This window comes from Streptomyces sp. NPDC055506 (genome assembly GCF_053643595.1).
Genome location: NZ_JBSHKH010000122.1, coordinates 1 through 25,426, shown reverse-complemented (window position 1 = coordinate 25,426; position 25,426 = coordinate 1). Strand labels below are relative to the sequence as shown.

Below are 25,426 nucleotides of genomic sequence, written 5' to 3'. Positions count from 1 at the left end.
CCCGTAAGGAACTCGGTCGCTGAGGCGCTGATCCGGCGCGGCCGAAGGCCGTCGCCGGATCAGTTCGGCCGTACGGCCATCTTGTCGAGCGCCTCGAGGAGACCCGGCAGCTCCGGCCCCCGGCCCACCGGCAGGACCTCGCCGGGTTCCTCGTCGAGCAGCACGAAGGCCATGTCGTCGGTCCTTGCCACCAGTGACCAGCCCGGACCGTCCGCCCGCAGGATCCGCGCGTCGCTCGTCGCGAACGACGACCGGACCCGGCCCAGCGGTGGCGGCGAGTCGATGTAGGTGCGGGCCTCCGCGAGGACCCGCCGGATGCCGCTGTGGCCCGGGCGGCGGTTCTCCCCGCTCCCTTTCGAAGCGTCGGCCGCCTCGCCCTCGTCGCCCGATACCGCCGAGGAATCCGATACCTCGGACGACTCGGGGGACTCCGAGGGCTCGGGCGACCCCGAGGGCTCCGGCGTCCCCGACGGCCCCGGTGCCCCCGAGGGTCCCGCCGCCGGAAATTCCGAGTCGTTCACCTGCTCCCGCCATGTCGCCCACTGCAGCGCGATCTCGTCCGCGCCCAGGCGCCGCTGAGCCGGCCCCCAGACGGTGGTGTCCGGCGGAGCCAGCGGCGGCCGGTCGTCGGCCTCCGGGCCGGGGTCGTGCGGCGCGGGCACCCCGGGCGCCGCGACGGCGACCGCGAGCGGCCAGCCGGGCAGGGCCGCGACGACCGAGCGCTCGTCGGGCGACAGCTCGTACTCCATGCCGCAGTCCCAGGACGCGATCGCGACGGCGACCAGGGAGACGTCGTCGATGGCGACGGTCCACCGGGAGCCGTCGCCGTCCTGGCCGAGCACCAGCCCGTACCCGTCGGCGAGCGGTGCGAGACCGAGCGCCGCACACGCCTCCGGATAGTCGTCGCCCAGGACGCTCGGGAACTTCGCAGGCGTCAGCAGTACCGCCGTGAGCACATAGAGCGCGTCGTCCGCGGCGGCGACGGCGTCCTCGTCCGTCCCGGCCATCCCAGCCTCCCCATCGTTCGTCCGATCGCGCGCACCCTAGTGCGCGCGGAAGCTGCTTGTCACGGCCCTGGCAAGCGCACCCGAGCTGCAGTTTTCCGGCGGACGGGGCGAATCGGCCGTCCGGACCGTGCTCGTCACGCCGCCGGCAGCCCCAGCAACTCACGGGCCACGGTCCGCGGCGACTCCCCGCGTTCCCGCGCCAGCGCGATGACGGCCCGGCAGGCCAGCTCGTTCACCCCGAACGACAGCGCCTCCGGCGACACCCAGCGGGACGCCTCCTCCGCCCGCTCCTGGTCGTCCTCCGCGCACGCCGCGACATAGACCGCGGCAGCCTCGAAAAGGTTGTGTGGACGTTTGTCCCCGTCGGCCTTGGTCTCCGTGCGCAAGGCGTCGGCGACTCTTCCCCCGGCCTTGCGGAACCTGCCCCACATATGGACCACCTTCCCCCTGTGCGGTTGTCGCGTCTGATCTTTCATCTCCCGGCCTCCAACGTAAAGTTGGAGAACCTGTGACAGAAGGGGGACGGCACGGTGAAGCGCTTCGACCGGCTGGCTCGGATCCGGCGGATGGACCCGTATCAGGACGCCACGGAGATCTACCGGCTGAGCGTCGCGTACGAGTTCCCCTGGGACTTCACCCGCGCCCTGGAGCTGGCCCTGTACCGCACCTACGCCGTCCCGAGCATCGGCCGGCTGCTCGCGCAGACCGCGGAGCTCACGGAGCGGACGCAGAAGCGCTACGACGACACCGCGCTGCTCCTGGACGCCGTCGTAGAACACGGCTTCGGCAGCGACCAGGGGAAGACCGCGATCCGCCGCATCAACCAGATGCACCGCGGCTACGACATCAGCGACGACGACATGCGCTATGTGCTCTGCACCTTCGTCGTGATGCCCAAACGGTGGATCGACGCCTACGGGTGGCGCAGGATGTCACGCCACGAGATCGTCGCCGGCGCCGTCCACTACGGCACGCTGGGCCGGCACATGGGCATCAAGGACATCCCCGAGACCTACGAGGAGTTCGAGACCTGCCTCGATGACTACGAGGCGGCCCACTTCGCCTGGGACGCGGAAGCCCGGCGGGTCTCGGACGCCACGCTCGACCTGATGGCCTCCTGGTACCCGCGCCCGCTCGCACCGCTGCTGCGCACCACGACCCTCGCGCTGCTCGACGACCCGCTCCTGCACGCCTTCCGCTACACCCCGCCGAGCGCCGCTACGCGCGCGTGCGTGCGTCGTGCGGTGCGGCTCCGGGGTCGCGCCGTCCGGCTGATGGCGCCCCGGCGCGCCCCGCACTTCGCCCGCCAGAACTGGGAGATCAAGGGCTATCCGTACGGATACCGGCTCGCCGACCTCGGCACGCGACCGGTCCCCGGCCTCCAGGGCTGCCCTGTGCGGCACGCGGCGGAGGGGGACCCCGAGGCCGGGTGACGTGCCGGCTCAGTCCTCGCGGTCGGCGAGCGCCAGGAAGCGGGTGTCCTCGTCGGTGTACGACGTCATGCGCCACCCGGAACCGGCCAGCAGGGGACGGAGGTTGGGCTCGGCGCGCAGGTCGTCCGGGGTGAGCGGGCGGCCGTGGCGTGCGGCCAGTGCCGCCCTGCCGATCGGATGGAACAGCGCCAGCACACCACCGGGACGTACAACCCGCGCCAGCTCGCGCAGGTTCTCGGCCGGGCTCGCCAGGTGCGAGACGAGGCCCGCCCCGAACACCGCGTCCAGCGACCGCGAGCGCAAGGGCAGCGCGGCGACGTCCGTGAGCAGCAGCTGCCCGTCGCGGTCCCGTCCGGCCCGTACGGCCTCCCGCAGCATGGCCGGGGTCAGATCGGCCCCGAGGACCACCCCCGAGGGCCCCACGGCGGCACGCAGCGGCGGCAGGGCCCGGCCGGTGCCGCACCCGGCGTCGAGCACCCGGTCGCCCGCGCGCAGTCCGAGCTCGGCGACCGCCGCCGCGTAGGCCGGACCGTCGTCCGGGAACCTGCTGTCCCAGTCGGCGGCACGAGGTGTGAAGAACTCCTGGACACGCGTCTGGTCGTCGCTCATGCAGTGCATGATTCCTCACCGGCACGTATGGACGCCTCTGTGCACACGTTCGAGCGTGACGCGATCGTTCCGATACATCCTTGCGTCATATTCCAACACCTTTCGAAATGCGCCCCCTTCGTGCGCCCTTGCCGGGTCTAGCGTCCCGGGGCCATGGGACACCTGGACCACGCCGCCCTGGGGTGGCTGACCCCCGCGCTGTCGTACGCGATGGCCTGCATAGGCGCGGCGCTCGGACTGCGCTGCACCGTCCGAGCCCTCGCCGCCACCGGCCGCTCGCGCCGCAACTGGCTCGTCACCGCCGCCTCGGCGATCGGCACCGGCATCTGGACCATGCACTTCGTGGCCATGCTCGGGTTCGCCGTCACCGGCACCGACATCCGCTACGACGTGCCGCTCACCCTTCTGAGCCTGCTCGTCGCCATGGTCGTCGTGTGCGCCGGCGTCTTCGCCGTCGGCTACGGCCGGGACCGCGACCGGGCCCTCTTCCTCGGCGGTCTCACCACCGGGCTCGGCGTCGCGAGCATGCACTACCTGGGCATGGCGGCCGTACGCCTGCACGGCGACGTGACCTACGACCCGCTGCTCGTCGGGCTCTCCGTCCTGATCGCCGTCGTCGCGGCTACGGCGGCCCTGTGGGCGGCGCTCAACATCAAGTCGCCCGTCGCGGTCACCATCGCCTCCCTGATCATGGGCGCGGCCGTCAGCAGCATGCACTACACCGGGATGTTCGCGGTGAGCGTGCGGGTCACGCCCTCCGGGGCGGCACTGCCCGGGGCCACGGCGATGCAGTTCATCTTCCCCCTCGCCGTCGGCCTCGGGTCCTACCTCTTCCTGACCTCGGCCTTCGTCGCACTCTCGCCGACGGCAGGCGAGCGCGAGGCGTCCGCCTCGGCCCAGCGGCCGGTCGAGAGCGTCGCCCCCTAGAGGGCTCCGGATGGATCTCCGCGGCGTAGCGACGCCCGGCACGCCCCCGACCACTCCCGAGCGAGGAGTCCATGCGTACACCCCGTAGGACCGCCACAACCGGCGCTGAGGCGCCGCCCCCGCCGGTGCGCGGTCGCCGCGCGCACGCCGGGCCACCGGCCGACGAGGGCCCGGAGGCACCTTCGGGCGCCGTACCGGACGGGGAGGTCACGCGCGCGGAGCGCTGGCACATACGCCCGCGCACCGTGCGCGCCAAGATCGTCTGCCTGCTGATGGTGCCGGTCGTCTCTCTGCTGGCCCTGTGGGCCTACGCCACTGTCACCACCGCCCAGGACGTCTCCCGGCTGCGGCAGGTCCAGCGCGTGGACGCCACGGTCCGCGCCCCCGTCTCCGCGGCGGTCGCCGCCCTCCAGGCCGAGCGCGCGGCCGCGGTACGCCACGCCACCGACCCGTCGGCCGTACCGTCCGACGAACTGGACGAGCTCGCCCGGCGCACCGACCGCGCCGTCGCGAAACTGCGGCTCGGCAAGGGCAACACCGTCGCCGACAGCGAGGAACTGCCCGCCGGAGTCGCCGGCCGGCTGAAGGCGTTCGTCACCGGCACCGAGGAACTGCGGCCGCTGCGGACCGCGGTGCGGGACCGGCGTGCGGGCTGGTCCGAGACGTACGACCGCTACACCCGGACCATCTCGGCGGGCTTCGACGCCGGAGGTGCCCTCACCGGTATCCAGGACGCCGACCTCGGCTCCGACGCGCGCGTGCTGCTCGAATTCGCCCGCGCGGGCGAGGCGTTGGCCCAGGAGGACGCGGTGCTGGCGAGTGCCCGGCTGTCCGGCACCCTGACCGGGGAGCGGCTCCGGCTCTTCACCGGCGCCGTCGACCTGCGCCGCACCCTCACCGGATCGGCCGTCGCCGACCTGCGCGGCACCGAACGCTCCGCGTGGAACGCCCTCGCCGACAGCAGCGCCTACGCGGGCCTTGGCGAGGCCGAGGACCGGATCCTCGCCCGCGGGCCCGGTGCCAGGGCTGTCGAGGCTGCGCCCGAGAACACCTGGAACACCGCTCACACGCGCGTGCAGCACGGCATGCGCGCGATCGAGGACGACGCGGCACGCGGCGTCGCGCAACGGGCCGACCCGTTCACCCGAGGACTGCTCACCCCGGCCGGCGCCGCAGTCCTGCTCGGTCTCGCCGCCGTCGCCGCCTCGCTCGTCATCTCCGTACGCATCGGACGGGGCCTGGTGGTGGAACTGGTGAGCCTGCGCAACGGCGCCCTGGAGATCGCCCGGCGCAAACTCCCCGAGGCCATGCGGAGACTGCGCGCGGGCGAGGAGATCGATGTCCGTGCCGAAGCACCGCCGGGACCACCCGCGGAGGACGAGGCCGGGCAGGTCGCCGAAGCGCTCCACACGGTCCACCGCGCCGCGCTGCGGGCCGCCGTGGAGCGCGCCGAGCTCGCCAGCGGCATCTCCGGCGTCTTCGTCAACCTCGCCCGCCGCAGCCAGATCCTCGTCCACCGGCAGCTGAGCCTCCTCGACAGCATGGAACGCCGCTCCGACGACCCGAACGAGCTGAGTGACCTCTTCCGCCTCGACCACCTCACCACCCGTATGCGACGCCACGCGGAGAGCCTGATCATCCTCTCCGGAGCCGCCCCCGGCCGGGCCTGGCGCATGCCCGTCCCCCTGACCAACGTGGTCCGCGCCGCCGTCTCCGAAGTCGAGGACTACGCGCGCGTGGAGGTACGGCAACTCCCCGAAGCGGCTGTCATCGGAACGGCCGTGGCCGACCTCACCCACCTGCTCGCCGAGATCATCGAGAACGCCGCCCAGTTCTCACCGCCCCACACGCGCGTTCGCGTCACCGGCGAACCCGTGGGCAACGGCTACGCGGTCGAGGTCGAGGACCGCGGCCTCGGCATGGGCCAGGAGACACTCGCGGAAGCCAACCGCCGCATCGAGCAGTCCGAGGCGCTCGACCTGTTCGACAGCGACCGGCTCGGCCTGTTCGTGGTCAGCAGGCTCGCCGCCCGGCACGACGTCAAGGTCCACCTCAAGACCTCGCCCTACGGCGGCACGACCGCCGTCGTCCTGCTGCCCACGGCCCTCCTGCACTCCGGGGCGACGGAATCCTCCCCCGGTGAGGCGGCACACGCGCGACAGTCCGAGGAGCGCGCCTACGCGCGCGTGCCCGACGACACCCCGCTCCAGGACGTCGTCCCCGCACCGGCCGACCGGCGCGCCCTCGTGGCTCCCGTACCGGCCGCGGCCGAGACCACGAGCCACACCCCACCCCCAGGAGTCGCCACCTTGCGACTGCACCGACCCCAGGAGCAGCCCGAAGGCTCCGAGGACCTCCCGCGTCGCGTGCGACAGGCCAGTCTCGCCCCCCAACTGCGCGAGGGGCGTCCCGAGGAACCGCCACCGACGCCGGCCCCCCGGGACGACGAACGCACCCCCGAAGTCGTACGCGACCGCATGGCGGCGTACCGCGACGGCTGGGCACGCGGCGGCGGCAGGCAGCCCGGTCGCGGCACCACTCCCGGCCCCGCGACAGGCAGAGACAGCAGCGAAGGAGACCCCGCATGATCCAGGAATCGAGCACCCGTTCCGCCCGGCGCTCCGGCGAACTCGACTGGCTGCTGGACGATCTGGTGCTCCGTGTGAGCGACATACGGCATGCCGTGGTCCTCTCCAACGACGGCCTCGCCGTGGGTGCCTCGACCGGCCTCAGGCGCGAGGACGCCGAACACCTCGCGGCGGTCGCCTCGGGCTTCCACAGCCTCGCCAAGGGCGCGGGACGGCACTTCGGCGCCGGCGGTGTCCGCCAGACCATGGTGGAGATGGACGAGGCCTTCCTGTTCGTGGCCGCCGCCGGCGACGGCTCCTGCCTGGCCCTGCTCACCGCCGTGACAGCCGACATCAGCCTCGTGGCGTACGAGATGGCCCGCCTGGTCAAACGCGTCGGCGAGCACCTCGGCACGGCGCCCCGCGCCGGCGCCCGGCCACCCGCCGCCGGATGAGCCGAGAGGGCGGTCCGCGCAGATGACCGAGGACATGACGGGCACCCTGAGCGAGCAGGGCAGCCAGTGGTACGACCACGAGGCCGGCCCTCTCGTCCGCCCCTACGCCATGACGGGCGGACGCACCCGGCCCGGCCCCACCGGTGTGCGGTTCGACCTGATCGCCCTGGTGACCCTGGACCCCGGTGCGCCGGGCGTGGACGACGCCCCGCTCGGCCCGGAACACCGGACCCTCCTCGACCTGTGCCGTACGGAGACCCAGTCGGTCGCCGAACTCGCCGCCGGAGCGGACCTGCCCGTGGGCGTGATCAGGGTCCTCCTCGGCGACCTCCTGGAACTCGGCTGCGTCACCGTCAGCCGCCCCGTACCGCCGGCCCAGCTGCCCGACGAACGGATCCTGCGCGAGGTGATCGCGGGACTCAGGGCGCTGTAGACGCGGAGCGCCGCAGATGAACGCACACCTCACCCGACACGAGAGAAGTGACTGATGGTCTCCGAGCACTCCGACGCCCCGGACGGCGACTCCGCCGCACTGGCGTTGAAGATCCTGGTCGCGGGCGGCTTCGGCGTGGGCAAGACCACGCTGGTGGGCGCCGTCAGCGAGATCCGGCCGTTGCGCACCGAAGAACTGCTCAGCGAAGCGGGCCAGTCGGTGGACGACACGGACGGCGTGGACCACAAGACCACCACGACCGTCGCGATGGACTTCGGGCGCATCACCATCCGGTCCGGTCTCTCCCTGTACCTGTTCGGCACGCCGGGCCAGGACCGGTTCTGGTTCCTGTGGGACGAGTTGTCACAAGGGGCGCTCGGCGCGGTGGTGCTCGCGGACACCCGCCGCCTGGAGGACTGCTTCCCGGCGGTCGACTACTTCGAGCACCGGCGCATCCCGTTCGTGGTGGCCGTCAACTGCTTCCCGGGAGCCCGGCAGCACGGCGCCCCGGACGTCTCGCGCGCCCTCGACCTCGACCGGGGGACGCCCGTGGTGCTGTGTGACGCCCGGGACCGCGACTCGGGGAAGGAGGTGCTGATCAGGCTGGTCGAGTACGCCGGGCGGATGCACACCGCCCGGCTCCTCGACTCGGTCGGCTGACCGGAGAGACGGAGATCTCCCGTGGTCAGTCCGCGACGTCCCGCTCCGCCAGGATCCGGTCGACGGCGACACGGATGAGGAGTTCACCCGGGACGCCGTTGCGGGCGCCGAACTCCTCGGCGCGTTCCTCGCCCATGTACCGGGCGCCGATGCGGGTGGCCCAGTGCCTTATGTCGTCGAGGTCCTCCGAGATCCGGGCGCGGCCCTGCAGCACGACGAAGGAGTACGGCGGCCGGTCGTCGTCCACGCACAGGGCGACGCGGCCGTCACGGGCGAGATTGCGCCCTTTCACGGTGTTCTTGCCGGTGTTGAACACCACGTCGTCCCCGTCCAGCAGGAACCAGATCGGGGCCACGTGCGGACTCCCGTCGGCCCTGACGGTGGAGAGCTTCGCGGTGCGGGTGCCGTGGGAAACGAACTCCCGCCATTGCGCATCGGTCATCTTCTCTGCCATGGCTCCCATCCTCCTTGCCCCGGCAGCGGTCGTGGGGAAGGCTGGCGTGGAGATCCTCCGGCCAGGAGGAGAATCGCACGGGGAGAAAACGGGGAGATCGGAACATGGCGCAGAACCAGGGACTCGACTGGCTGCTGGACGACCTGACCGAGCGCGTCCACCAGGTGCGGCACGCACTGGTCCTGTCCAACGACGGCTTGGTGACCGGGGCGAGCACGGGACTGCGCCGCGAGGACGCGGAGCACCTCGCGGCCGTGTCGTCCGGGTTGCACAGCCTGGCCAAGGGCTCGGGGCGGCACTTCGGCGCGGGCAGCGTACGGCAGACGATGATCGAGTTCGATGACGCGGTGCTCTTCGTCACCGCCGCCGGCACGGGCAGTTGTCTGTGCGTCCTCAGCGGCGCCGAGGCCGACATCGGTCAGATCGCGTACGAGATGACACTTCTGGTCAACCGGGTCGGCGAGCATCTCGACGTGGATGCCCGCCAGCCGGAACGGAAACCGACCACAGACGCCTGACCTGCGCATTCGTCTTCCCTCGCGGAGTTATCCACAGGCTCGTCACGCAGCGCGCCGAAGCGGTTACGGTTTTCTCACGGCGACCGCACACGGCGTGAGCCGCCGACTCCACGGGGGAGACCGACCATGTCAGGCACCATCGCGAAACCCGACCGCCTCACCTGCGCTCCGAGCCGGGCCGCCCGCGAACTCGACCTCAAGCGCGGTGAGTTCGACCTCGCGGTGAATCTCGGGCTCATCCGGACCGTTCCCGACGAAGGCGGCGGAGGGCCGCGCGTCGCCCGCGCGGAGATCGACCGGCTGCGCGCCGGGGAGCGCTTCCCGGACGAACTGCGCGAACGCGTCGCGACCGCCGGCACTCATCAGGGCGCCGAGCTCTTGGACGTGACGCCCGCCAGATTCACGAGCCTCGCCCGCTACGGCCTGCTCGTGCCGGTCACGTTCTACCTGAACCGCTACCGGGCGGTCGTCTGGCTGTATCTGGCCGAGGAGCTGCGGCAGTTCGCCGCGGAGGAGAGCAACGCCCGGCTGCTGAAGGGGCGCACACCCGCACAGATCCGGGAAGGCCAGAAGGACGGGCTGGACCGGCGGCCCCGCAACTGGCGGGGACGCCACATCGGATTCCTGACGCGGCAGGCCGGGGACGACGCCTGGGCCCACGCGGCAGCCGTCGCCTGTCTCCTCGACCCCCTCGACGTGGCGGAGGTCGTGGCGGACCCCTACGAGCGCGCCCATCTGAACCGCCGCCGCCCTCGCCTCCCGACGCACGGCACCCCTGGTTCACCCGCCGCCGAACTGGCCGAGACGCTCATGACGGCGAGCGAGCCGGACGAAGTGGCCTGGTTCCGCGCGGACCTGGCCCACACGATGGAGACGGCGCGCAGACGACACCCGGCACCGCGTCCAGCCCCGGCATCACCCTCGACGCCGGAGCCGGGCGGGACACCCCCGGTTCCGGCCGGAGACCGGCCCGAAAGCCCGGACCGCACCCCTTCACACGGCCTCCTGGGATGGCTGCAGCGCCGAGGCCGACGACGTTCGGGGTGAAAAGCGATGAGTTTCCGGATGCGTCCCGGTCGGAATTCTGAGGAGATGATTCCAGGAGGCGATCATGTTCGGTACGACCAAGGCGTTCAGCGGGTTCTCGGTGAACGACATCGACGCGGCCAGGACGTTCTACGGCGACACGCTCGGACTGAGGGTGTCGGAGGAGAACGGCCTGCTGTTCCTGCATATCGCGGGTGACCGGGACACCCTGGTCTACCCCAAGGAGGACCACACCCCGGCGACCTACACCATCCTCAATTTCCCCGTCGACGACATCGAGGCCGCCGTCGACGAGCTGGGCAGGAGAGGAGTCCGGTTCGAGCGCTACGACCACCTCAAGGCGGACGACAAGGGCATCTTCCGCGGCGGCGGCCCGCTGATCGCCTGGTTCACCGACCCCGCGGGGAACGTGCTGTCCGTCCTCCAGGAAACCTGACGCGCCGGCGATGCCCGAGCTCCCCGATGTCGAGGGCTTCCGGCAGGTGCTCGAGTCCTGCGCGAAGGGTCGGGTCGTCCGGCGTGTGGACGTGCGGGACGCGGGCGTGCTGCACGGGGTCGGTGCCCGGCGACTGCGTGACGCGCTGGAGGGCCGGCGCTTCGGCACACCGGAGCGGCACGGGAAGTGGCTGCTCGCCCGCACCCGCTCCGGCCCGACCCTCGTGCTGCACTTCGGCATGACCGGACTGTTGGTCTGCGGGCATCCCGATGATGCCGTCGAGGCGCACGACCGTGTGCTGTTCACGCTGAGCGGCAGCCGCCAGCTGCGCTTCCGTGACCAGCGCAAACTCCAGGGACTCTGGCTGGCGGGCGACGACTCCGACGTCGATCGGCTGCTCCGGGGGCAGGGCCCCGACGCGCTGGCGGTGGAGCGTGCGGATTTCGAGGCCGTCCTGTCCGCGCGCCGGGGGCATCTCAAGACCGCGCTCACCGACCAGTCCGTGCTCGCCGGTCTCGGTAATCTGCTCGCCGACGAGATCCTGTGGCGAGCGCGGTTGCGCCCCGACCGCCCGGCGCGTGATCTCACCCAGGCCGATCGTCGTCGGCTGTACAGCCAGATGCGCCGCACCCTGCACGCGTCGGTCACCGCCGGCTGCGTTCCGCCGCGTGACTCCTGGCTGACCGGCCACCGCGACGACCCCGACCCGAGGTGCCCGCGCTGCGGCAGCGGCCTGCGCCGGACCCGGATGGGAGGCCGCGGCACGGTGTGGTGCCCGCAGTGCCAGCCGGGCGGGTGAATCAGCCGGGGCCGACCCGCCGTCCGGTCGACCACCAGTCATGGGCAACCAGTCACCCGGCCGGTCATTCGTCAGGGGTCAGAGCGTCAGGTGCCCCGGCGAGGATGCCGCCGTCCACGATGAACTCGCAGCCTGTCGAGAAGGTCGCCTCGGTGATGATGAAGAGCAGCATCCGGGCTACCTCCTCGGGCTCGCCGAAGCGGGGGAGGGGCTGTCCCGCGGTGTACGCGTCGCCGAAGCCGGCCGTCATCCGGGTGCCGATGGCGCCGGGGTGGACGGAGCAGACCCGGACCCGGTCGGGCGCGAGTTCCAGCGCGGCGACCTTTGTCAGGCCGCGCAGGCCCCACTTGCCGGCCGCGTACGCTCCGACACCGGCGTAGGCGGTCAGCCCGGCGAGGGAGGACATGTTCACGATCACGCCGCCCCCGGCCCGGCGCAGCGACGGTGCCGCCGCGCGCATGCCCAGCCAGGCGCCCGTGAGGTTGACGTCGACGACAGCGGGCCCGCCCGCCGAGCTCGGACACGAGCCCCGACCCCTCCGGTTCCCGGACATCGGCGACGACCACGGAGGTGCCGTCGGCCGCGAGGGCGCGTGCCACCGCGGCACCTATGTCTCCGGCCCCACCGGTGACGATCGCCACCCGCTCGCTGAGACGCTCCATCGTGACCTCCTCGGCTCAGGGCGCTGCCGCCGTCTGACGTTCCTCGCCCGGTGCCACCAGGGACTGGGTGAGCGGAATCCGCGCCAGGGCGAGCACCCCCGCGGCGATCAGTGCGACACCGAAGAGCTGGGGCAGCAGCCACCACCCGGAGCGGATCGTCTCCTCGTACAGGAGGATGCCGAGGGCGAGGCTCACCAACGCGTCGCCGAGGGTGAGCGCGGGCTGCGAGGCGACCAGCGGGCCGGCCTGCATGGCGTTCTCCAGCAGGAACAGCGCGCACACGCCGGTCGCGGCGAAGGCGTAGGTCTGCCAGGCGGTGAGGAAGGCCACGAGGCCCTGGTCGTCGAGGATGTGGGTGGCGGCCTTCATCAGGGCCGCGGTCACCGCGTAGCTGATCGCCGTCGCGGCACCCAGGCAGGCCGCCCGGGCGCGGCCCTCCGGGCGCTTGAGGGCGGCGAGAGCGAGGGCGACGACCGCTCCCGCGCACACGGCGAGCGCGGGGATCCAGCGGTCCAGTGCCACATGGGTGCGGTTGCCCGAGGGAGACGCGGCGGCGAGCGCCACCGCAAGACCGGCCACCACCACCGCCACGGCCAGCCAGCCCATGCCCGGCAGATGCCGGTGCATCAGCAGCGAGGCGACGATGAGGGTGAGCGGCAGCTCCAGCACGAACAGCGGCTGCACGATCGTCAGCGGCCCGGTCGCCAGCGCCAGCGCCTGGCAGACGGCGGCGGCGATCACCGCGAGGATGCCGGCCAGCCAGACGCGCCGCCGCAGCAGATCGAGCATCAGCCCGGCCCGGAAGCCCTCGGAGCGCGGCACGGTGAGCGCGGCCTTGCGCTGCAGCACCGTGGCGACGGCGTTGCTGAAGGCCGCGCAGATCGCGAAGAGGACGGGGAGCACGGTGTGCAGCGTGGCCACCTCCCGGATCGGCGGGCGTGTGACGCCGGCGGTGCCTCCTCCTGCCATGGTCACCGGATCGGGGCACGCGCGCGAACGGAGTGCCGAAGCGCGCGTGCCCCGGAGCGGCGGAAACCCGGGCCGTTCCGGCCCGCGGACGGTCAGTCCAGCTTGCGGAAGAGCCCCTCCTGCACGACCGAGACGACCAGCCGGCCCTCACGGTCGTAGATCCGGCCCCGGGCCAGACCGCGGCCGCCGACCGCGATCGGCGACTCCTGGTCGTACAGCAGCCAGTCGTCGGCGCGGAACGGGCGGTGGAACCACATCGCGTGGTCCAGTGACGCCATGTCGAAGCCGCGCGGGCCCCACAGCGGCTCGACCGGGATGCGGACGGCGTCCAGGAGGGTCATGTCGCTGGCGTAGGTGAGGGCGCAGGTGTGGACGAGCGGGTCGTCGCCCAGCGGTCCGACCGCGCGCATCCACACGGCGCTGCGCGGCTCGGAGTCCTCGGCCTCCTCGGCGGTCCAGCGCAGCCGGTCCACGTAGCGGATGTCGAAGGGCTGGCGGCGGGCCATCCGCTCCAACTGCTCGGGCAGCGCGCCCAGATGCTCCCGGATCTCGTCCGTGACCGTGGGCAGCGACTCCGGGTCCGGGACCTTGCGGGCCGGCGGCAGCTGGTGCTCGAAGCTGCCCTCCTCCGGCTTGTGGAAGGAGGCGGTGAGATTGAATATCGTGCGGCCCTGCTGGACGGCCGTGACCCGGCGGGTCGTGAAGGACCGCCCGTCGCGCACCCGCTCGACCTGGTAGACGATCGGCACACCCGGGATGCCCGGGCGCAGGAAGTACGCGTGCAGCGAGTGCACGGGGCGGTCGCCCTCCGTGGTGCGGCCGGCGGCGACCAGGGCCTGGCCCGCCACCTGGCCGCCGAAGACCCGCTGGAGGGACTCCTGCGGGCTGCGGCCGCGGAAGATGTTGACCTCGATCTGCTCCAGGTCGAGCAGGTCGACGAGTCTCTCGGCCGGGTTCGTGGTCATGGGTGGGATTCTCCTGTGCTCGCTGCGGTCCGGCCGTTCACAGCTGGCCGACGTCGGTGACACGGACGATGGCACGGCCCTCCGCGTCGGAGGCGGTCAGGTCGACCTCGGCGCTGATGCCCCAGTCGTGGTCGCCGTTCGGGTCGTGGAAGATCTGCCGGACCCGCCACAGGGCGTTCTCCGGCTCCTCCTCGATGAGCAGCAGCTTGGGGCCGCGGGCGTCGGGGCCGGTGCCGAGGTCCTCGTACTCGTCGAAGTACTTGTCCAGCGCCTCGCCCCACGCGTCGGCGTCCCAGCCGGACTCCGCGTCCATCTCGCCCAGCTCCTCGACCTGGTCGAGGGCGGCCAGCTCGACCCGGCGGAACATGGCGTTGCGGACCAGCACGCGGAAGGCGCGCGCGTTGGCGGTGACCGGCTTGACCTCGTCGGCCTTCTCCTGGGCCTCCTCAGCGGTCATCTCCGCCGGGTTCGCGAGCTGCTCCCACTCGTCCAGCAGGCTGGAGTCGACCTGGCGCACCATCTCGCCCAGCCACGCGATCAGGTCTTCCAGATCCTCGGACTTGAGGTCGTCCGGGACGGTGTGGTCCAGGGCCTTGAAGGCGCTGGCGAGATAGCGCAGCACGATGCCCTCGGTGCGCGCGAGCTCGTAGTGGGACACCAACTCCGTGAAGGACATCGCCCGTTCGTACATGTCGCGGATGACCGACTTCGGCGACAGCGGATGGTCGCCGACCCAGGGGTGGCTCTTGCGGTAGGTGTCGTACGCCTGGAAGAGCAGCTCCTCCAGGGGCTTCGGGTACGTGATGTCCTGGAGCCGCTCCATGCGCTCCTCGTACTCGACCCCGTCGGCCTTCATCAAGGCGACGGCCTCGCCGCGCGCCTTGTTCTGCTGGGCGGCGAGGATCTGCCGCGGGTCGTCGAGCGTCGACTCCACGACGGACACCATGTCGAGGGCGTACGAGGGGGACTCGGGGTCCAGCAGCTCGAACGCGGCGAGCGCGAACGTGGACAGCGGCTGGTTGAGGGCGAAGTCCTGCTGGAGGTCGACCGTGAGGCGGACGATGCGGCCCTCGGCGTCCGGCTGGTCCAGCTTCTCGACGATGCCGCCGTCCAGCAGCGAACGGTAGATCGCGATGGCCCGGCGGATGTGCCGCAGCTGCTGCTTGCGCGGCTCGTGGTTGTCCTCCAGCATCCGGCGCATCGCCTCGAAGGCGTTGCCGGGCCGGGCGATCACCGACAGCAGCATCGTGTGCGTCACCCGGAACCGGGAGGCCAGGGGCTCCGGTTCGGAGCCGATGAGCTTTTCGAAGGTCTGCTCCGACCAGGCGACGAAGCCCTCCGGCGCCTTCTTGCGGACGACCTTGCGGCGCTTCTTCGGGTCGTCGCCCGCCTTGGCGAGCGCCTTCTCGTTCTCGACGACGTGCTCGGGCGCCTGCGCGACGACGAAGCCCTCCGTGTCGAAACCGGCCCGTCCGGCGCGGCCCGCGATCTGGTGGAACTCCCGGGCCCGCAGGGTGCGTACGCGGGTGCCGTCGTACTTGGTGAGGGCGGTGAACAGCACCGTGCGGATGGGGACGTTGACGCCCACGCCGAGCGTGTCCGTGCCGCAAATGACCTTCAGCAGGCCGGCCTGCGCCAGCTTCTCCACCAGGCGGCGGTACTTGGGCAGCATGCCCGCGTGGTGGACGCCGATGCCGTGCCGGACGTAGCGGGAGAGGTTGCGGCCGAACTTCGTGGTGAAGCGGAAGTTGCCGATCAGCTCGGCGATCTGTTCCTTCTCCGCGCGTGAGCACATGTTGATGCTCATCAGCGCCTGCGCGCGCTCCACGGCCTGCGCCTGGGTGAAGTGCACGATGTAGACGGGCGCCTGCCGGGAATCCAGCAGGTCGGTGAGCGTCTCGGTGAGCGGGGTGTAGCGGTACTCGTACGACAGCGGTACCGGACGGGTCGCCGAGCGGACCACCGCGGTCGGGCGGCCGGTGCGGCGGGTGAGGTCCTTCTCGAAGAAGGAGACGTCGCCGAGCGTCGCCGACATCAGCACGAACTGCGCCTGCGGCAGTTCCAGGATCGGGATCTGCCAGGCCCAGCCGCGGTCGCCCTCCGCGTAGAAGTGGAACTCGTCCATCACGACCTGGCCGACGTCCGCGTCCTTGCCGTCGCGCAGCGCGATCGACGCCAGGACCTCGGCGGTGCAGCAGATGACGGGGGCGTCGGCGTTCACGGACGCGTCGCCGGTCAGCATGCCGACGTTCTCCGTGCCGAAGATCTTGCACAGTTCGAAGAACTTCTCCGACACCAGCGCCTTGATCGGAGCCGTGTAGAAGGTGACCTCGTCACGGGCCAGCGCGGCGAAGTGCGCGCCCGCCGCGATCATGCTCTTGCCGGAGCCGGTGGGCGTCGACACGATCACGTTCGCGCCGGAGACCACCTCGATCAGCGCCTCCTCCTGGTGGGGATAGAGCGTGAGACCCCGCTCGCCGGCCCACGACTCGAAGGCTTCGTACAAGGCGTCGGGGTCGGGGGTCCGCGGCAGCTGATCGATGAGGGTCACGCCCCCATCTTGCCTGGCCTGATGCCCGATGCGGGAATCGGCTGCGGGCCCGAAGATCACGAACGCTACGCTGGGTCGCCGACGACACGTCAGCGCACCCGGTCAACTGGACAGCGGCACACGAGGAATGGGGCGGCAACGGCCATGATGGGACCAGCACACTCACTGTCGGGCGCCGCCGCCTGGCTCGGCGTCGGCGCTGCGGCCGCCGCGGCTGGGCATCCGATGCCCTGGCCGGTCCTCCTCGTGGGTGCCCTGATCTGCGCCGGTGCCGCGCTCGCCCCGGACCTCGACCACAAGGCGGCCACCATCTCCCGGTCCTTCGGACCGCTGTCGCGCTGGCTGTGCGAGATCGTGGACAAGCTGTCGTACGCCGTCTACAAGGCGACGAAGAAGCAGGGCGACCCGCGCCGCTCCGGGGGGCACCGCACGCTCACGCACACCTGGCTGTGGGCGGTCCTGATCGGTGCGGGCACCTCGGTCGTGGCGATCACCAGTGACCGGTGGGGCGTGCTGGCGATCCTCTTCGTGCACCTCGTCCTGGCCATCGAGGGTCTGCTGTGGCGGGCGGCGCGCGGCTCCAGCAGCGATGTCCTGGTGTGGCTGCTGGCCGCGACCACGGCGTGGATCCTCGCGGGGGTCCTGGACAAGCCGGGCAACGGCGCGGACTGGCTGTTCACGGCGCCGGGGCAGGAGTACCTGTGGCTGGGGCTGCCGGTCGTGCTGGGGGCGATCGTCCATGACATCGGGGACGCGCTCACCGTGTCCGGGTGCCCGATCCTGTGGCCCATACCGGTGGGGCGCAAGCGCTGGTACCCGCTCGGGCCACCGAAGGCCCTGCGGTTCCGGGCGGGCAGCTGGGTCGAGCTCAGGGTGCTGATGCCGGTGTTCATGCTGCTCGGCGGGGTGGGCTGCGCGGCGGCGCTCAACTTCATCTGAGCCTCCCGGCGCTTCCCGGTCGGGTCAGGCGCCGCCGTACCGCCGCTCGAACCGGGCGACCCGGCCCTCCGAGTCCACCGTGCGGGCCTTGCCCGTGTAGAAGGGGTGGCTCTCCGAGGAGATCTCCACGTCGACGACCGGGTAGGTCTCGCCGTCGTCCCACTCGATGCGTTCGCCGCTGGTCGCGGTGGACCGGGTCAGGAAGGCGTACCCGGCGGTCCGGTCGCGGAAGACGACGGGGTGGTAGTCGGGGTGCTTGTCCTGCTGCATGGATGCTCCTCGTGCGGCTCGGGCGGTGCTGCGATCAGCCGGAGGGGGTGTCCTCGTCGACGACGTGCACGGCCGCCTCCTCGGCCGACGCCGCGGCGCCGTCGATACCCACGTCCATGGCGACCAGCGCGCTCTCCTCGTCCTCGTGCGCGCCCTCGTCGGGCGCCACGAGCCGGCCGGAGCGGGCGTCGCCGACCTCGTTGTCCAGGAGTTCCCCGTCGGTCCCCTGGCAGTCCCCGAGACCGTCACCGTCGGGGGCGGTGGCATCCGGCAGCTCCTCGGCGAGCCGCTGGTCCAGCGTCTCGCCCGCGCGCCGCTCGGCCGCCGTCACACCGAGGTGCTCGACGGCCCAGGGCCGCTCGGGAGGGGACCAGCCCCGGTCCAGGGGATCGTCGACGCCGTCGTCCACCAGCGTGTCCTCGGCGTCGAGCAGCCCCGTGTCCTCTCGCTGCTCGTCTTGATCCGGTTGGTAGACATCGTCTCCCCAACCGTCGGACCTGTTCACGGGTACCTCCAGGGGGTGGGGACGGGCCCGTTCCCCGAGCCGGTGCCTGATTCCAGCCTTCCACCCGGCCTCGTCCCCGCGCAACGCCACGGACCGTCGCCGTGGTCCTCGGCAGACGCCGGGCCGCCGAGGACCAGGCCGCCCCCGCCCGGCCCCCTGACCGGGCGGCGGGTCAGCCGTGCCAAGACCTCCACAGCGCCGCGTACGCCCCGTCCGCCGCGACCAGGTCGTCGTGGCTGCCCAGTTCGCTGATCCGGCCGTTCTCGACGACGGCGATGACGTCCGCGTCGTGGGCGGTGTGGAGGCGGTGGGCGATGGCGACGACGGTGCGGCCGTCGAGGACCCGGGCCAGGGAGCGTTCCAGATGGCGGGCGGCCCGGGGGTCGAGCAGGGACGTCGCCTCGTCCAGGACCAGGGTGTGCGGGTCCGCCAGGACCAGGCGGGCCAGCGCGATCTGCTGGGCCTGGGCCGGGGTGAGCGCCAGGCCGCCGGAGCCGACCTCGGTGTCCAGGCCCTCGTCGAGCCCCTGGGCCCAGCCGTCCGCGTCCACCGCGCCCAGCGCCGCCCAGAGCTCGGCGTCGACCGCGTCGGTCCGGGCGAGGCGGAGGTTGTCGCGCAGGGAACCGACGAACACATGGTGCTCCTGGTTGACCAGGGCGACGTGGGCGCGGACGCGTTCCGCCGGCATCCGGGACAGCTCGGCCTCGCCCAGGGTGATCCGGCCGTCCCGGGGCGCGTAGATCCCGGCGAGCAGCCGGCCCAGCGTCGACTTGCCCGCACCCGAGGGCCCGACCAGGGCCAGCCGGGTGCCGGGGGAGACCTCCAGGGACACCTTGCGCAGGACGTCCACGCCCTCCAGATAGCCGAAGTGCACCCGGTCGGCCCGCACATGGCGTCCCTCGGGCGCCACGGAGGAGTCGCCGGCCTCCGGTTCGATGTCCCGGACCCCGACCAGCCGGGCCAGCGACACCTGGGCCACCTGCAGCTCGTCGTACCAGCGCAGGATCATGCCCACCGGGTCGACGAGCATCTGCGCGATCAGCGCACCCGTCGTGAGCTGGCCGACGTCGATCCAGCCCTGGAGGGCGAACACACCGCCGACCATCAGGACCGAGGCGAGGACGGTCACGTGGGTGACGTTGATGACCGGGAAGAGCACCGACCGCAGCCACAGCGTGTAGCGCTCCCAGGCCGTCCACTCCTTGATCCGCCGCTCGGACAGCGCCACCCGGCGGGCACCGAGGCGGTGCGCCTCGACCGTACGGCCGGCGTCCACGGTCTCGGCGAGCGCGGCGGCCACCGCCGCGTACCCGGCGGACTCCGAGCGGTAGGCGGCCGGTGCCCGCCGGAAGTACCAGCGGCAGCCGGCCACCAGCAGCGGCAGGGCGAGCAGCACGGCGAGCGCCAGCGGCGGCGCCGTGACCACCAGCCCGCCCATCAGCAGCACCACCCACACCACGCCGATCGACAGCTGTGGCACGGCCTCGCGCATGGCGTTGCCCAGCCGGTCGATGTCCGTGGTGATCCGCGACAGCAGATCCCCGGTCCCGGCCCGCTCCAGCACGCCCGGCGGCAGCCCGACCGACCGTACGAGGAAGTCCTCGCGCAGGTCGGCGAGCATCCGCTCACCGAGCATCGCGCCGCGCAGCCGGACCTGGCGGACGAACGCCGCCTGGACGGCCAGCGCGGCCACGAACAGCCCCGCCGTCAGTTCCAGCCGCAGGTCCCGCGCCCCGTCGGACACCCGCTCCACGAGCCCGCCCAGCAGCCACGGACCGGCCATCGAGGCGACAACGGCGATCGTGTTGACGGCGACGAGCAGCAGAAACGCCCGCCGGTGCCGCCGCAGCAGTTCGGCCGCGTAGGCGCGGACGGTCGCGGGGGCACCGACCGGCAGGGTGTTCGCCGTCGTCGGGGCCGCCGGGTCGTACGCCGGTGGCGCCACGCCGATCATGCCTTCTCCTCGATCTCTTCCAGTTCGGCCAGTACGTCGGTCAGGCCGGCCGCACCGTTCAGGGCGGCCTCGTCCTCGGTCTCGCGGGTGACGACCGCCCGGTAGCGGGGCTCGGTGCGCACCAGCTCGCGATGGGCGCCGATCGCGGCGACCTCGCCGTCATGCAGGAACACGACCCGGTCGGCACGGTCCAGCAGCAGCGGGGAGGAGGTGAACACCACGGTCGTGCGCCCCGCGCGCAGCTCCCGCACGCCCTGGGCGATCCGTGCCTCGGTGTGCGAGTCGACGGCCGAGGTCGGCTCGTCCAGGACCAGCACCTCCGGGTCCGTGATCAGCGACCGGGCGAGCGCGAGCCGCTGGCGCTGCCCGCCGGACAGAGACCGGCCGCGTTCGGTGATCCGGGCGTCCATGGGGTCGGCGGCGTCGAGCGAGCCCTGCACCAGCGCCGCCAGCACGTCGTCGCACTGCGCGGCCGCCAGCGCCTCCAGCGGCTCCACGGCACCCGACGCGGGTACGTCGAGCAGTTCGCGCAGGGAGCCGGAGAGCAGCACCGGATCCTTGTCCTGGACGAGGACGGCCGTACGGGCCGAGGCCAGCGGGAGTTCGTCGAGCGGCACACCTCCCAGCCGCACCGCGGTGCCCTCCTGCGACGGATGTCCGCCCAGTCGTTCCGCCAGCCGGCCCGCAGCGTCCGGGTCGCCGCACACCACGGCCGTGAGCCGGCCGGCGGAGGCGAGCAGCCCGGTCTCCGGGTCGTACAGGTCTCCGGAGGGGTCCTCGGCGGCGCGCGACCCGGCGGTGTCCGTGGCCCGCTCCAGCGACAGCACGCCCGCGGCACGCTTGGCCGAGGGCCGGGAGAAGGAGTACGCCATGGCGATCTCCTCGAAGTGCCGCAGCGGATAGGTGAGGACCATCACCGAGCTGTAGACGGTGACCAGTTCGCCGACGGTGATCCGGCCCTGGCGGGCCAGCTGCACGCCGTGCCAGACGACGGCGATGAGCAGCAGTCCGGGCAGCAGGACCTGGATCGCGGAGATCAGCGACCACATCCGGGCGCTGCGCACGGCCGCGTGCCGGACCTCCTGGGAGGCGCTGCGGTAGCGGTCGAGGAACAGTTCCTCACCGCCGATGCCGCGCAGCACGCGCAGCCCGGCGACGGTGTCCGAGGCGAGTTCGGTGGCGCGTCCGGCCTTCTCGCGCTGGGTGTCGGCCCGTCGGGTGGCGCGGGGCAGCAGGGGCAGCACGGCGAGTGCCAGCACGGGCAGTCCGACGGCCACGACCACGCCGAGCGCGGGCTGGTAGACGACCAGGCCCACGCAGACCAGCACGATGGTGACCAGGGCCGCGGTGAACCGCGACCAGGCCTCCACGAACCAGCCGATCTTCTCGACGTCACCCGTGGACACGGCGACGACCTCACCGGCCGCGACGCGCCGGGTCAGCGCCGAGCCCAGCTGGGCCGCCTTGCGGGCGAGCAGCTGCTGGACGCGGGCGGCCGCCGTGATCCAGTTGGTGATGGCGGTGCGGTGCAGGAAGGTGTCGCCGACCGCGTTGCCGACGCAGGCCAGCGCCAGCAGGCCGCCCGCCAGGGCCAGCCGCGCGCCGGAGCGGTCGACGACGGCCTGCACGGCGACACCGACGCAGAACGGCAGCGCGGCGACGGAGGCGAAGTGCAGCAGGCCCCAGGCCAGCGACTTGAGCTGTCCGCCCAGCTGATTCCGGAAAAGCCACCAAAGGAATCGGGGACCCGAACGCGCGTCCGGCACGCCGGGGTCGGCGTAGGGAAGGTCTTGAATCTGCATGACGTCCCAGTGGCTCGTGTCAGGGGGGATGGGGGTTCGGCCGATGGCAGCAAACCGTGACAGGTTCGCTTCGCGGCGTGGTCGGAGGCAACCGGTTTTCCGGTGCGCGCGCGTCCCACCGACGGGAACCGGCCGACAGGGGTGGGAACGGCGCTGCCTCGACGGGCGGTTGCTCATTGCGGAGGCGGCGGACTCCCCCGTAGAACACCGGCCATGAAGAGACGGATAGTCATGTCCATGCTTGCCGGGGTGACCCTCATGACGAGCACCCTCCTCGGAGCCGGTCCCGCCCGGGCGGCCGACGTCCCCGCCGAGTTCGGCACCGACTGGCACGACCCGGTCACGGCCGCCCCGCCCGTCGGCAGGCCGGCGGGCAAGTCCTGTGAAGTCACCGTCGCCCAGGCCCAGTTCCGCGACTTCACCCCGTACCGGGGCACGTACACCCCGCCCGGCGACTGCGGCGACCGCTGGAGCAAGGTGGTGCTGCGGCTCGACGGGAAGGTCAAGGGGCGCCAGTACGACCGGCTGGGCTATCTGCACGTCGGCGGGGTGGAGATCTTCCGTACGTCGACGCCGCAGCCCTCTCCCGACGGCATCGAGTGGTCCGTGGAGAAGGACGTCACGCGCTACGGCGACACCTTCCGCAGGGGGCAGGACGTCGAGATGCTCATCGGCAACGTCGTCGACGACACCTACACGGGCGTCCTCGACGTCAAGGTCACGCTGACGTTCTACCAGGGCCGTCCGGACGGCAAGAGTCCCGACCGGGTCCTCACCCTCGACGGCGACTCGGCGCTCACCACCCCGCGCAACAGCGAACGCATCGTCGCCGAGGTGTACGCCACCGGCTCGGGCGGCGGCTGCGAGGAGTACTGGTATCTGACGGTGCCCGAGCCCGCGCCGTACTCGTGCAAGGCGGGCCGGGGCCCCTACCGGGAGGTGCAGATCCGCGTGGACGGGCGGCTCGCGGGCATCGCCACGCCGTTCCCGACCGTGTGGACCGGAGGCTGGTCCACACCGTTCCTCTGGTACGTGACCCCCGGCCCGCGCGCCTTCGACATCAAGCCGATCACCTACGACCTCACCCCCTTCGCCGGCCTTCTCAACGACGGTCGGCCGCACCGCGTCGAGGTCTCGGTCGTCGGCGTGCCGGAGGGGCAGGCCGGCTGGAGCACCCCCGTGAACGTCCTCGTCTGGCAGGACGAGCGGCGCGCCCACGTCACCGGGAAGCTCACCGTGCACCAGGAGGGCGGCCTCACCGACTCCTCGGAGTACACGCCCGGCCCGGAGCACCGGGTGGACACCGAGGGCGCGCACCGGCTGACCGTCGCCGGATACGTGAACACCTCGCACGGCCGCGTCATGACGACCGTCGGACGCTCGCTCGCCCACACCTCCGAGCACCGCTGGACCGATGGCGAGACGAGCGACGGGCTCGAGGCCGCCTGGACCGACGGCGAGTCGGTGACCGTCGACGGGCACGGACCGGCCCGCACCACACGCACGCACCGGACCTACACGATGGACGGCACGACCACCCTCGGGGCGGGCGACCGGCTGCGCACCGTGCTGACCCTCGGCGACCGCGCCACGACCGTCGAGTCGCGGGGCGGCCGGCGCACCGCCTGGTCGCGGCTGGACGACTCCTACACGGGCGACGCCACGTACACGGCGAACGTGCCCCGGGATCAGCGGCACGCGGTGGGCACCACGAGTGAGCGCTATCGGCTGTACGGCTCGCACGGCTGCTACGACCGCACCCTGACCACGGCCCAGGGGGTGCTCACGGGAGACCGCGACCGCTGCTGAGGGGAGTGGTGTGGCTAGTGTGACATGCGTCACTTAGGCCGCTTTTACGTGTCCGAAACATTGCGGTCTTGTGCGCGATCAAGACAGCCTCCAGAGTGTTCGGTTACGGAAGCAGCTTTCCGTATCGCAGAAGTCCCCTCCGGCCTCTGTGTAGCCCGTCCCCCCAAGGAGGCCTCGTGCCACCGTCCGTACCGTCTCTGCCGCGACGTGTCGCACGCACACTGCGTACCTCACTTTTCGCGCAGGTTCTCTGCGCGCTCGTTCTCGGAATCGTCGTCGGAAAGCTGTGGCCGGACACGGCCACGGCTCTCCAGCCGCTCGGCGACGGTTTCACCCGCCTCATCAAGACCGTGATCTCGCCGCTGGTGTTCTGCGTGGTCGTCGTCGGCATCGCCAAGGCCGGCGACCTGAAGGCTTTCGGCCGGATCGGGGTCAAGGCCCTGATCTGGTTCGAGATCGCCTCCACGGTCGCCCTGGTCATCGGTCTCCTCGCCGCCAACCTCGTCGGGCCCGGCAAGGGCATGAACGTCGACCCCGCCTCGCTGGACGCCTCCGCCGTGGAGAAGACGACCGGCGGCGAGCATCTGCCCTCGACGACCGAGTTCCTCCTCCACGCGTTGCCCGAGAGTTTCGTCGGCGCCTTCGCCGAGAACGAACTGCTCCAGGTCCTGATCCTGGCCTGTCTGGTGGGCGCCGCCCTGCTGCACCTCGGGCACACCAAGGTGCCGAAGATCCTGCCCGCGATCGACCAGGCCCAGGACGTCATCTTCGCGGTCGTCGGCTTCATCATGCGACTGGCGCCGATCGCGGTGTTCGGCGCGATGGCCCACCTCGTCGGCAACTACGGGCTGGGCGTGATGAAGACGTACGCCAAGCTCATCGTGCTCTGCTATGTGGCGGCGGCGTTGTTCATCGTGCTGCTCGCCGTCGCGCTGCGCCTGGTGACCGGGCTCAGCCTGTGGAAGTTCCTGCGCTACATCCGTGAGGAGATGCTGCTCGCGCTCGGTACCGCGTCCACCGAGGCGGTCATGCCGAGGGTGATGCAGAAGCTGCGGCGGGCCGGCGCCCGCGACGACGCCGTGGGTCTGGTGCTGCCGACGGGCTACTCCTTCAACCTCGACGGCGCCTCGCTCTACCTGTCCATCGGCACGCTGTTCATCGCCCAGGCGGTGGGCGTGGACCTGACCCTGGGTCAGCAGGTCACCGTGATCCTGGTGCTGATGCTGACCAGCAAGGGCATGGCGGGCATCCCCGGCTCGGCGTTCCTCGCCCTGTCGGCGACCGCGTCTTCCCTGGGGGCCATTCCGGCCGGAGCGGTCGCTCTGCTGCTCGGCGTGGACCGCATCATGGACTCGATGCGCGTCGTCACGAACCTGCTCGGCAACTGCGTCGCCGTGTTCGCGGTGTCCCGCTGGGAGGGCGCCCTCGACACCGACCGGGCGAAGAAGACGCTCGACGGGGAGTACACGGCCCCACCGGAGGACGGCGACGAGGGCGACGGCGGGAAGGACGCCGACGCCAAGGCCCCGGCGGTCGAGCCGACGACGGCCGAAACTCCGGCATCGGCCATCCCCACCCAGAAGCCGAAGGAACCGGCCCCCGAGGTCAGTTGACCGAATGCAGAACGGGCCGCGGCCACCGCACCAGCACAACGA

The 25,426-nt window shown here is 71.9% G+C and carries 25 protein-coding genes; 13 read left to right on the top strand and 12 right to left on the bottom strand.

The window, feature by feature from the left end; all coding sequences use genetic code 11:
- Nucleotides 1–59: 59 nt before the first annotated feature.
- Nucleotides 60–1,007 carry a hypothetical protein gene (locus ACWIF2_RS32610; protein WP_454364496.1) on the bottom strand — a complete coding sequence of 316 codons (948 nt, stop codon included), beginning with the start codon at nucleotides 1,005–1,007 and terminating at the stop codon, nucleotides 60–62.
- A 134-nt stretch (nucleotides 1,008–1,141) separates the two neighbouring features.
- Nucleotides 1,142–1,438, bottom strand: coding sequence for a hypothetical protein (locus tag ACWIF2_RS32605; protein ID WP_454364495.1), 297 nt, complete (start codon nucleotides 1,436–1,438; stop codon nucleotides 1,142–1,144).
- A 99-nt stretch (nucleotides 1,439–1,537) separates the two neighbouring features.
- Between ACWIF2_RS32605 and ACWIF2_RS32600 the strand changes: the two genes are divergently transcribed.
- The gene (locus tag ACWIF2_RS32600) at nucleotides 1,538–2,440 is read left to right on the top strand and encodes an oxygenase MpaB family protein (RefSeq protein WP_454364494.1); all 903 of its coding nucleotides are present in this window, start codon (nucleotides 1,538–1,540) and stop codon (nucleotides 2,438–2,440) included.
- 9 nt (nucleotides 2,441–2,449) lie between these two features.
- Here ACWIF2_RS32600 and ACWIF2_RS32595 read toward each other — a convergent pair whose 3' ends face one another.
- Nucleotides 2,450–3,049 carry a class I SAM-dependent methyltransferase gene (locus ACWIF2_RS32595; protein ID WP_454364493.1) on the bottom strand — a complete coding sequence of 200 codons (600 nt, stop codon included), beginning with the start codon at nucleotides 3,047–3,049 and terminating at the stop codon, nucleotides 2,450–2,452.
- Nucleotides 3,050–3,202: 153 nt separating this feature from the next.
- Between ACWIF2_RS32595 and ACWIF2_RS32590 the strand changes: the two genes are divergently transcribed.
- The 5 genes from ACWIF2_RS32590 (at nucleotide 3,203) to ACWIF2_RS32570 (ending at nucleotide 8,091) form a co-directional block, all read left to right on the top strand.
- The gene (locus ACWIF2_RS32590) at nucleotides 3,203–3,976 is read left to right on the top strand and encodes an MHYT domain-containing protein (protein ID WP_454364492.1); all 774 of its coding nucleotides are present in this window, start codon (nucleotides 3,203–3,205) and stop codon (nucleotides 3,974–3,976) included.
- Nucleotides 3,977–4,047: 71 nt separating this feature from the next.
- Complete coding sequence (locus ACWIF2_RS32585) at nucleotides 4,048–6,564, top strand: sensor histidine kinase (protein ID WP_454364491.1); 2,517 nt, start codon at nucleotides 4,048–4,050, stop codon at nucleotides 6,562–6,564.
- Nucleotides 6,561–6,998: a roadblock/LC7 domain-containing protein gene (locus ACWIF2_RS32580; protein ID WP_454364490.1), complete on the top strand. Its 438-nt coding sequence runs from the start codon at nucleotides 6,561–6,563 to the stop codon at nucleotides 6,996–6,998. The genes ACWIF2_RS32585 and ACWIF2_RS32580 overlap by 4 nt, the downstream gene beginning before the upstream one ends.
- A 22-nt stretch (nucleotides 6,999–7,020) precedes the next feature.
- Nucleotides 7,021–7,431 (top strand): DUF742 domain-containing protein, encoded by a 411-nt coding sequence (locus ACWIF2_RS32575; protein ID WP_454364489.1) that lies wholly within the window; start codon nucleotides 7,021–7,023, stop codon nucleotides 7,429–7,431.
- Between the two features lie 54 nt (nucleotides 7,432–7,485).
- Nucleotides 7,486–8,091, top strand: a complete 606-nt coding sequence (locus ACWIF2_RS32570; RefSeq protein WP_382487401.1) for a GTP-binding protein — start codon at nucleotides 7,486–7,488, stop codon at nucleotides 8,089–8,091.
- A gap of 25 nt (nucleotides 8,092–8,116) precedes the next feature.
- On the opposite strand, the gene ACWIF2_RS32565 is transcribed toward ACWIF2_RS32570, so the two are convergent.
- Nucleotides 8,117–8,545 (bottom strand): PPOX class F420-dependent oxidoreductase, encoded by a 429-nt coding sequence (locus tag ACWIF2_RS32565; RefSeq protein ID WP_382487402.1) that lies wholly within the window; start codon nucleotides 8,543–8,545, stop codon nucleotides 8,117–8,119.
- 104 nt (nucleotides 8,546–8,649) lie between these two features.
- On the opposite strand from ACWIF2_RS32565, the gene ACWIF2_RS32560 reads away from it, so the two are divergent.
- The 4 genes from ACWIF2_RS32560 to ACWIF2_RS32545 all read left to right on the top strand — a co-directional run bounded on the left by ACWIF2_RS32560 (nucleotide 8,650) and on the right by ACWIF2_RS32545 (nucleotide 11,345).
- A complete protein-coding gene (locus ACWIF2_RS32560) occupies nucleotides 8,650–9,063 on the top strand; it encodes a roadblock/LC7 domain-containing protein (protein ID WP_189724347.1) in 414 nt (137 codons plus the stop codon).
- Nucleotides 9,064–9,189: 126 nt separating this feature from the next.
- On the top strand, nucleotides 9,190–10,110 hold the full coding sequence (locus ACWIF2_RS32555; RefSeq protein ID WP_454364488.1) for a DUF6397 family protein: 921 nt from the start codon (nucleotides 9,190–9,192) through the stop codon (nucleotides 10,108–10,110).
- Between the two features lie 64 nt (nucleotides 10,111–10,174).
- A complete protein-coding gene (locus ACWIF2_RS32550) occupies nucleotides 10,175–10,546 on the top strand; it encodes a VOC family protein (protein ID WP_454364487.1) in 372 nt (123 codons plus the stop codon).
- A 10-nt stretch (nucleotides 10,547–10,556) separates the two neighbouring features.
- Nucleotides 10,557–11,345, top strand: coding sequence for an Fpg/Nei family DNA glycosylase (locus ACWIF2_RS32545; RefSeq protein ID WP_454364486.1), 789 nt, complete (start codon nucleotides 10,557–10,559; stop codon nucleotides 11,343–11,345).
- A 64-nt stretch (nucleotides 11,346–11,409) separates the two neighbouring features.
- Here ACWIF2_RS32545 and ACWIF2_RS32540 read toward each other — a convergent pair whose 3' ends face one another.
- From ACWIF2_RS32540 to ACWIF2_RS32525, 4 genes are all read right to left on the bottom strand, one after another.
- The gene (locus ACWIF2_RS32540; protein ID WP_454364485.1) at nucleotides 11,410–11,898 is read right to left on the bottom strand and encodes an SDR family NAD(P)-dependent oxidoreductase; all 489 of its coding nucleotides are present in this window, start codon (nucleotides 11,896–11,898) and stop codon (nucleotides 11,410–11,412) included.
- A 124-nt stretch (nucleotides 11,899–12,022) separates the two neighbouring features.
- The gene (locus ACWIF2_RS32535) at nucleotides 12,023–12,919 is read right to left on the bottom strand and encodes a DMT family transporter (protein WP_454364497.1); all 897 of its coding nucleotides are present in this window, start codon (nucleotides 12,917–12,919) and stop codon (nucleotides 12,023–12,025) included.
- Nucleotides 12,920–13,068: 149 nt separating this feature from the next.
- Complete coding sequence (locus ACWIF2_RS32530; RefSeq protein ID WP_454364484.1) at nucleotides 13,069–13,941, bottom strand: acyl-CoA thioesterase; 873 nt, start codon at nucleotides 13,939–13,941, stop codon at nucleotides 13,069–13,071.
- A 37-nt stretch (nucleotides 13,942–13,978) separates the two neighbouring features.
- Entirely contained in the window at nucleotides 13,979–16,492 is a 2,514-nt protein-coding gene (locus ACWIF2_RS32525) for a DEAD/DEAH box helicase (protein ID WP_454364483.1), read from the bottom strand.
- 144 nt (nucleotides 16,493–16,636) lie between these two features.
- Between ACWIF2_RS32525 and ACWIF2_RS32520 the strand changes: the two genes are divergently transcribed.
- Entirely contained in the window at nucleotides 16,637–17,431 is a 795-nt protein-coding gene (locus ACWIF2_RS32520; RefSeq protein WP_193482263.1) for a metal-dependent hydrolase, read from the top strand.
- A 24-nt stretch (nucleotides 17,432–17,455) separates the two neighbouring features.
- Here the strand turns inward: ACWIF2_RS32520 and ACWIF2_RS32515 are convergent, their stop codons facing one another.
- From ACWIF2_RS32515 to ACWIF2_RS32500, 4 genes are all read right to left on the bottom strand, one after another.
- Entirely contained in the window at nucleotides 17,456–17,701 is a 246-nt protein-coding gene (locus ACWIF2_RS32515; RefSeq protein ID WP_184599177.1) for a type B 50S ribosomal protein L31, read from the bottom strand.
- A 34-nt stretch (nucleotides 17,702–17,735) separates the two neighbouring features.
- Nucleotides 17,736–18,206, bottom strand: coding sequence for a DUF5709 domain-containing protein (locus ACWIF2_RS32510; RefSeq protein WP_454364482.1), 471 nt, complete (start codon nucleotides 18,204–18,206; stop codon nucleotides 17,736–17,738).
- Nucleotides 18,207–18,378: 172 nt separating this feature from the next.
- Nucleotides 18,379–20,160 carry an ABC transporter ATP-binding protein gene (locus ACWIF2_RS32505; protein ID WP_454364481.1) on the bottom strand — a complete coding sequence of 594 codons (1,782 nt, stop codon included), beginning with the start codon at nucleotides 20,158–20,160 and terminating at the stop codon, nucleotides 18,379–18,381.
- Nucleotides 20,157–21,962 (bottom strand): ABC transporter ATP-binding protein, encoded by a 1,806-nt coding sequence (locus ACWIF2_RS32500; protein WP_454364480.1) that lies wholly within the window; start codon nucleotides 21,960–21,962, stop codon nucleotides 20,157–20,159. Before ACWIF2_RS32500 ends, ACWIF2_RS32505 begins: the two co-directional genes overlap by 4 nt.
- Before the next feature lie 213 nt (nucleotides 21,963–22,175).
- Between ACWIF2_RS32500 and ACWIF2_RS32495 the strand changes: the two genes are divergently transcribed.
- Nucleotides 22,176–23,771, top strand: a complete 1,596-nt coding sequence (locus tag ACWIF2_RS32495; RefSeq protein ID WP_454364479.1) for a peptide-N4-asparagine amidase — start codon at nucleotides 22,176–22,178, stop codon at nucleotides 23,769–23,771.
- A 176-nt stretch (nucleotides 23,772–23,947) separates the two neighbouring features.
- Nucleotides 23,948–25,384: a cation:dicarboxylate symporter family transporter gene (locus ACWIF2_RS32490; protein WP_454364478.1), complete on the top strand. Its 1,437-nt coding sequence runs from the start codon at nucleotides 23,948–23,950 to the stop codon at nucleotides 25,382–25,384.
- Nucleotides 25,385–25,426 lie beyond the last annotated feature (42 nt).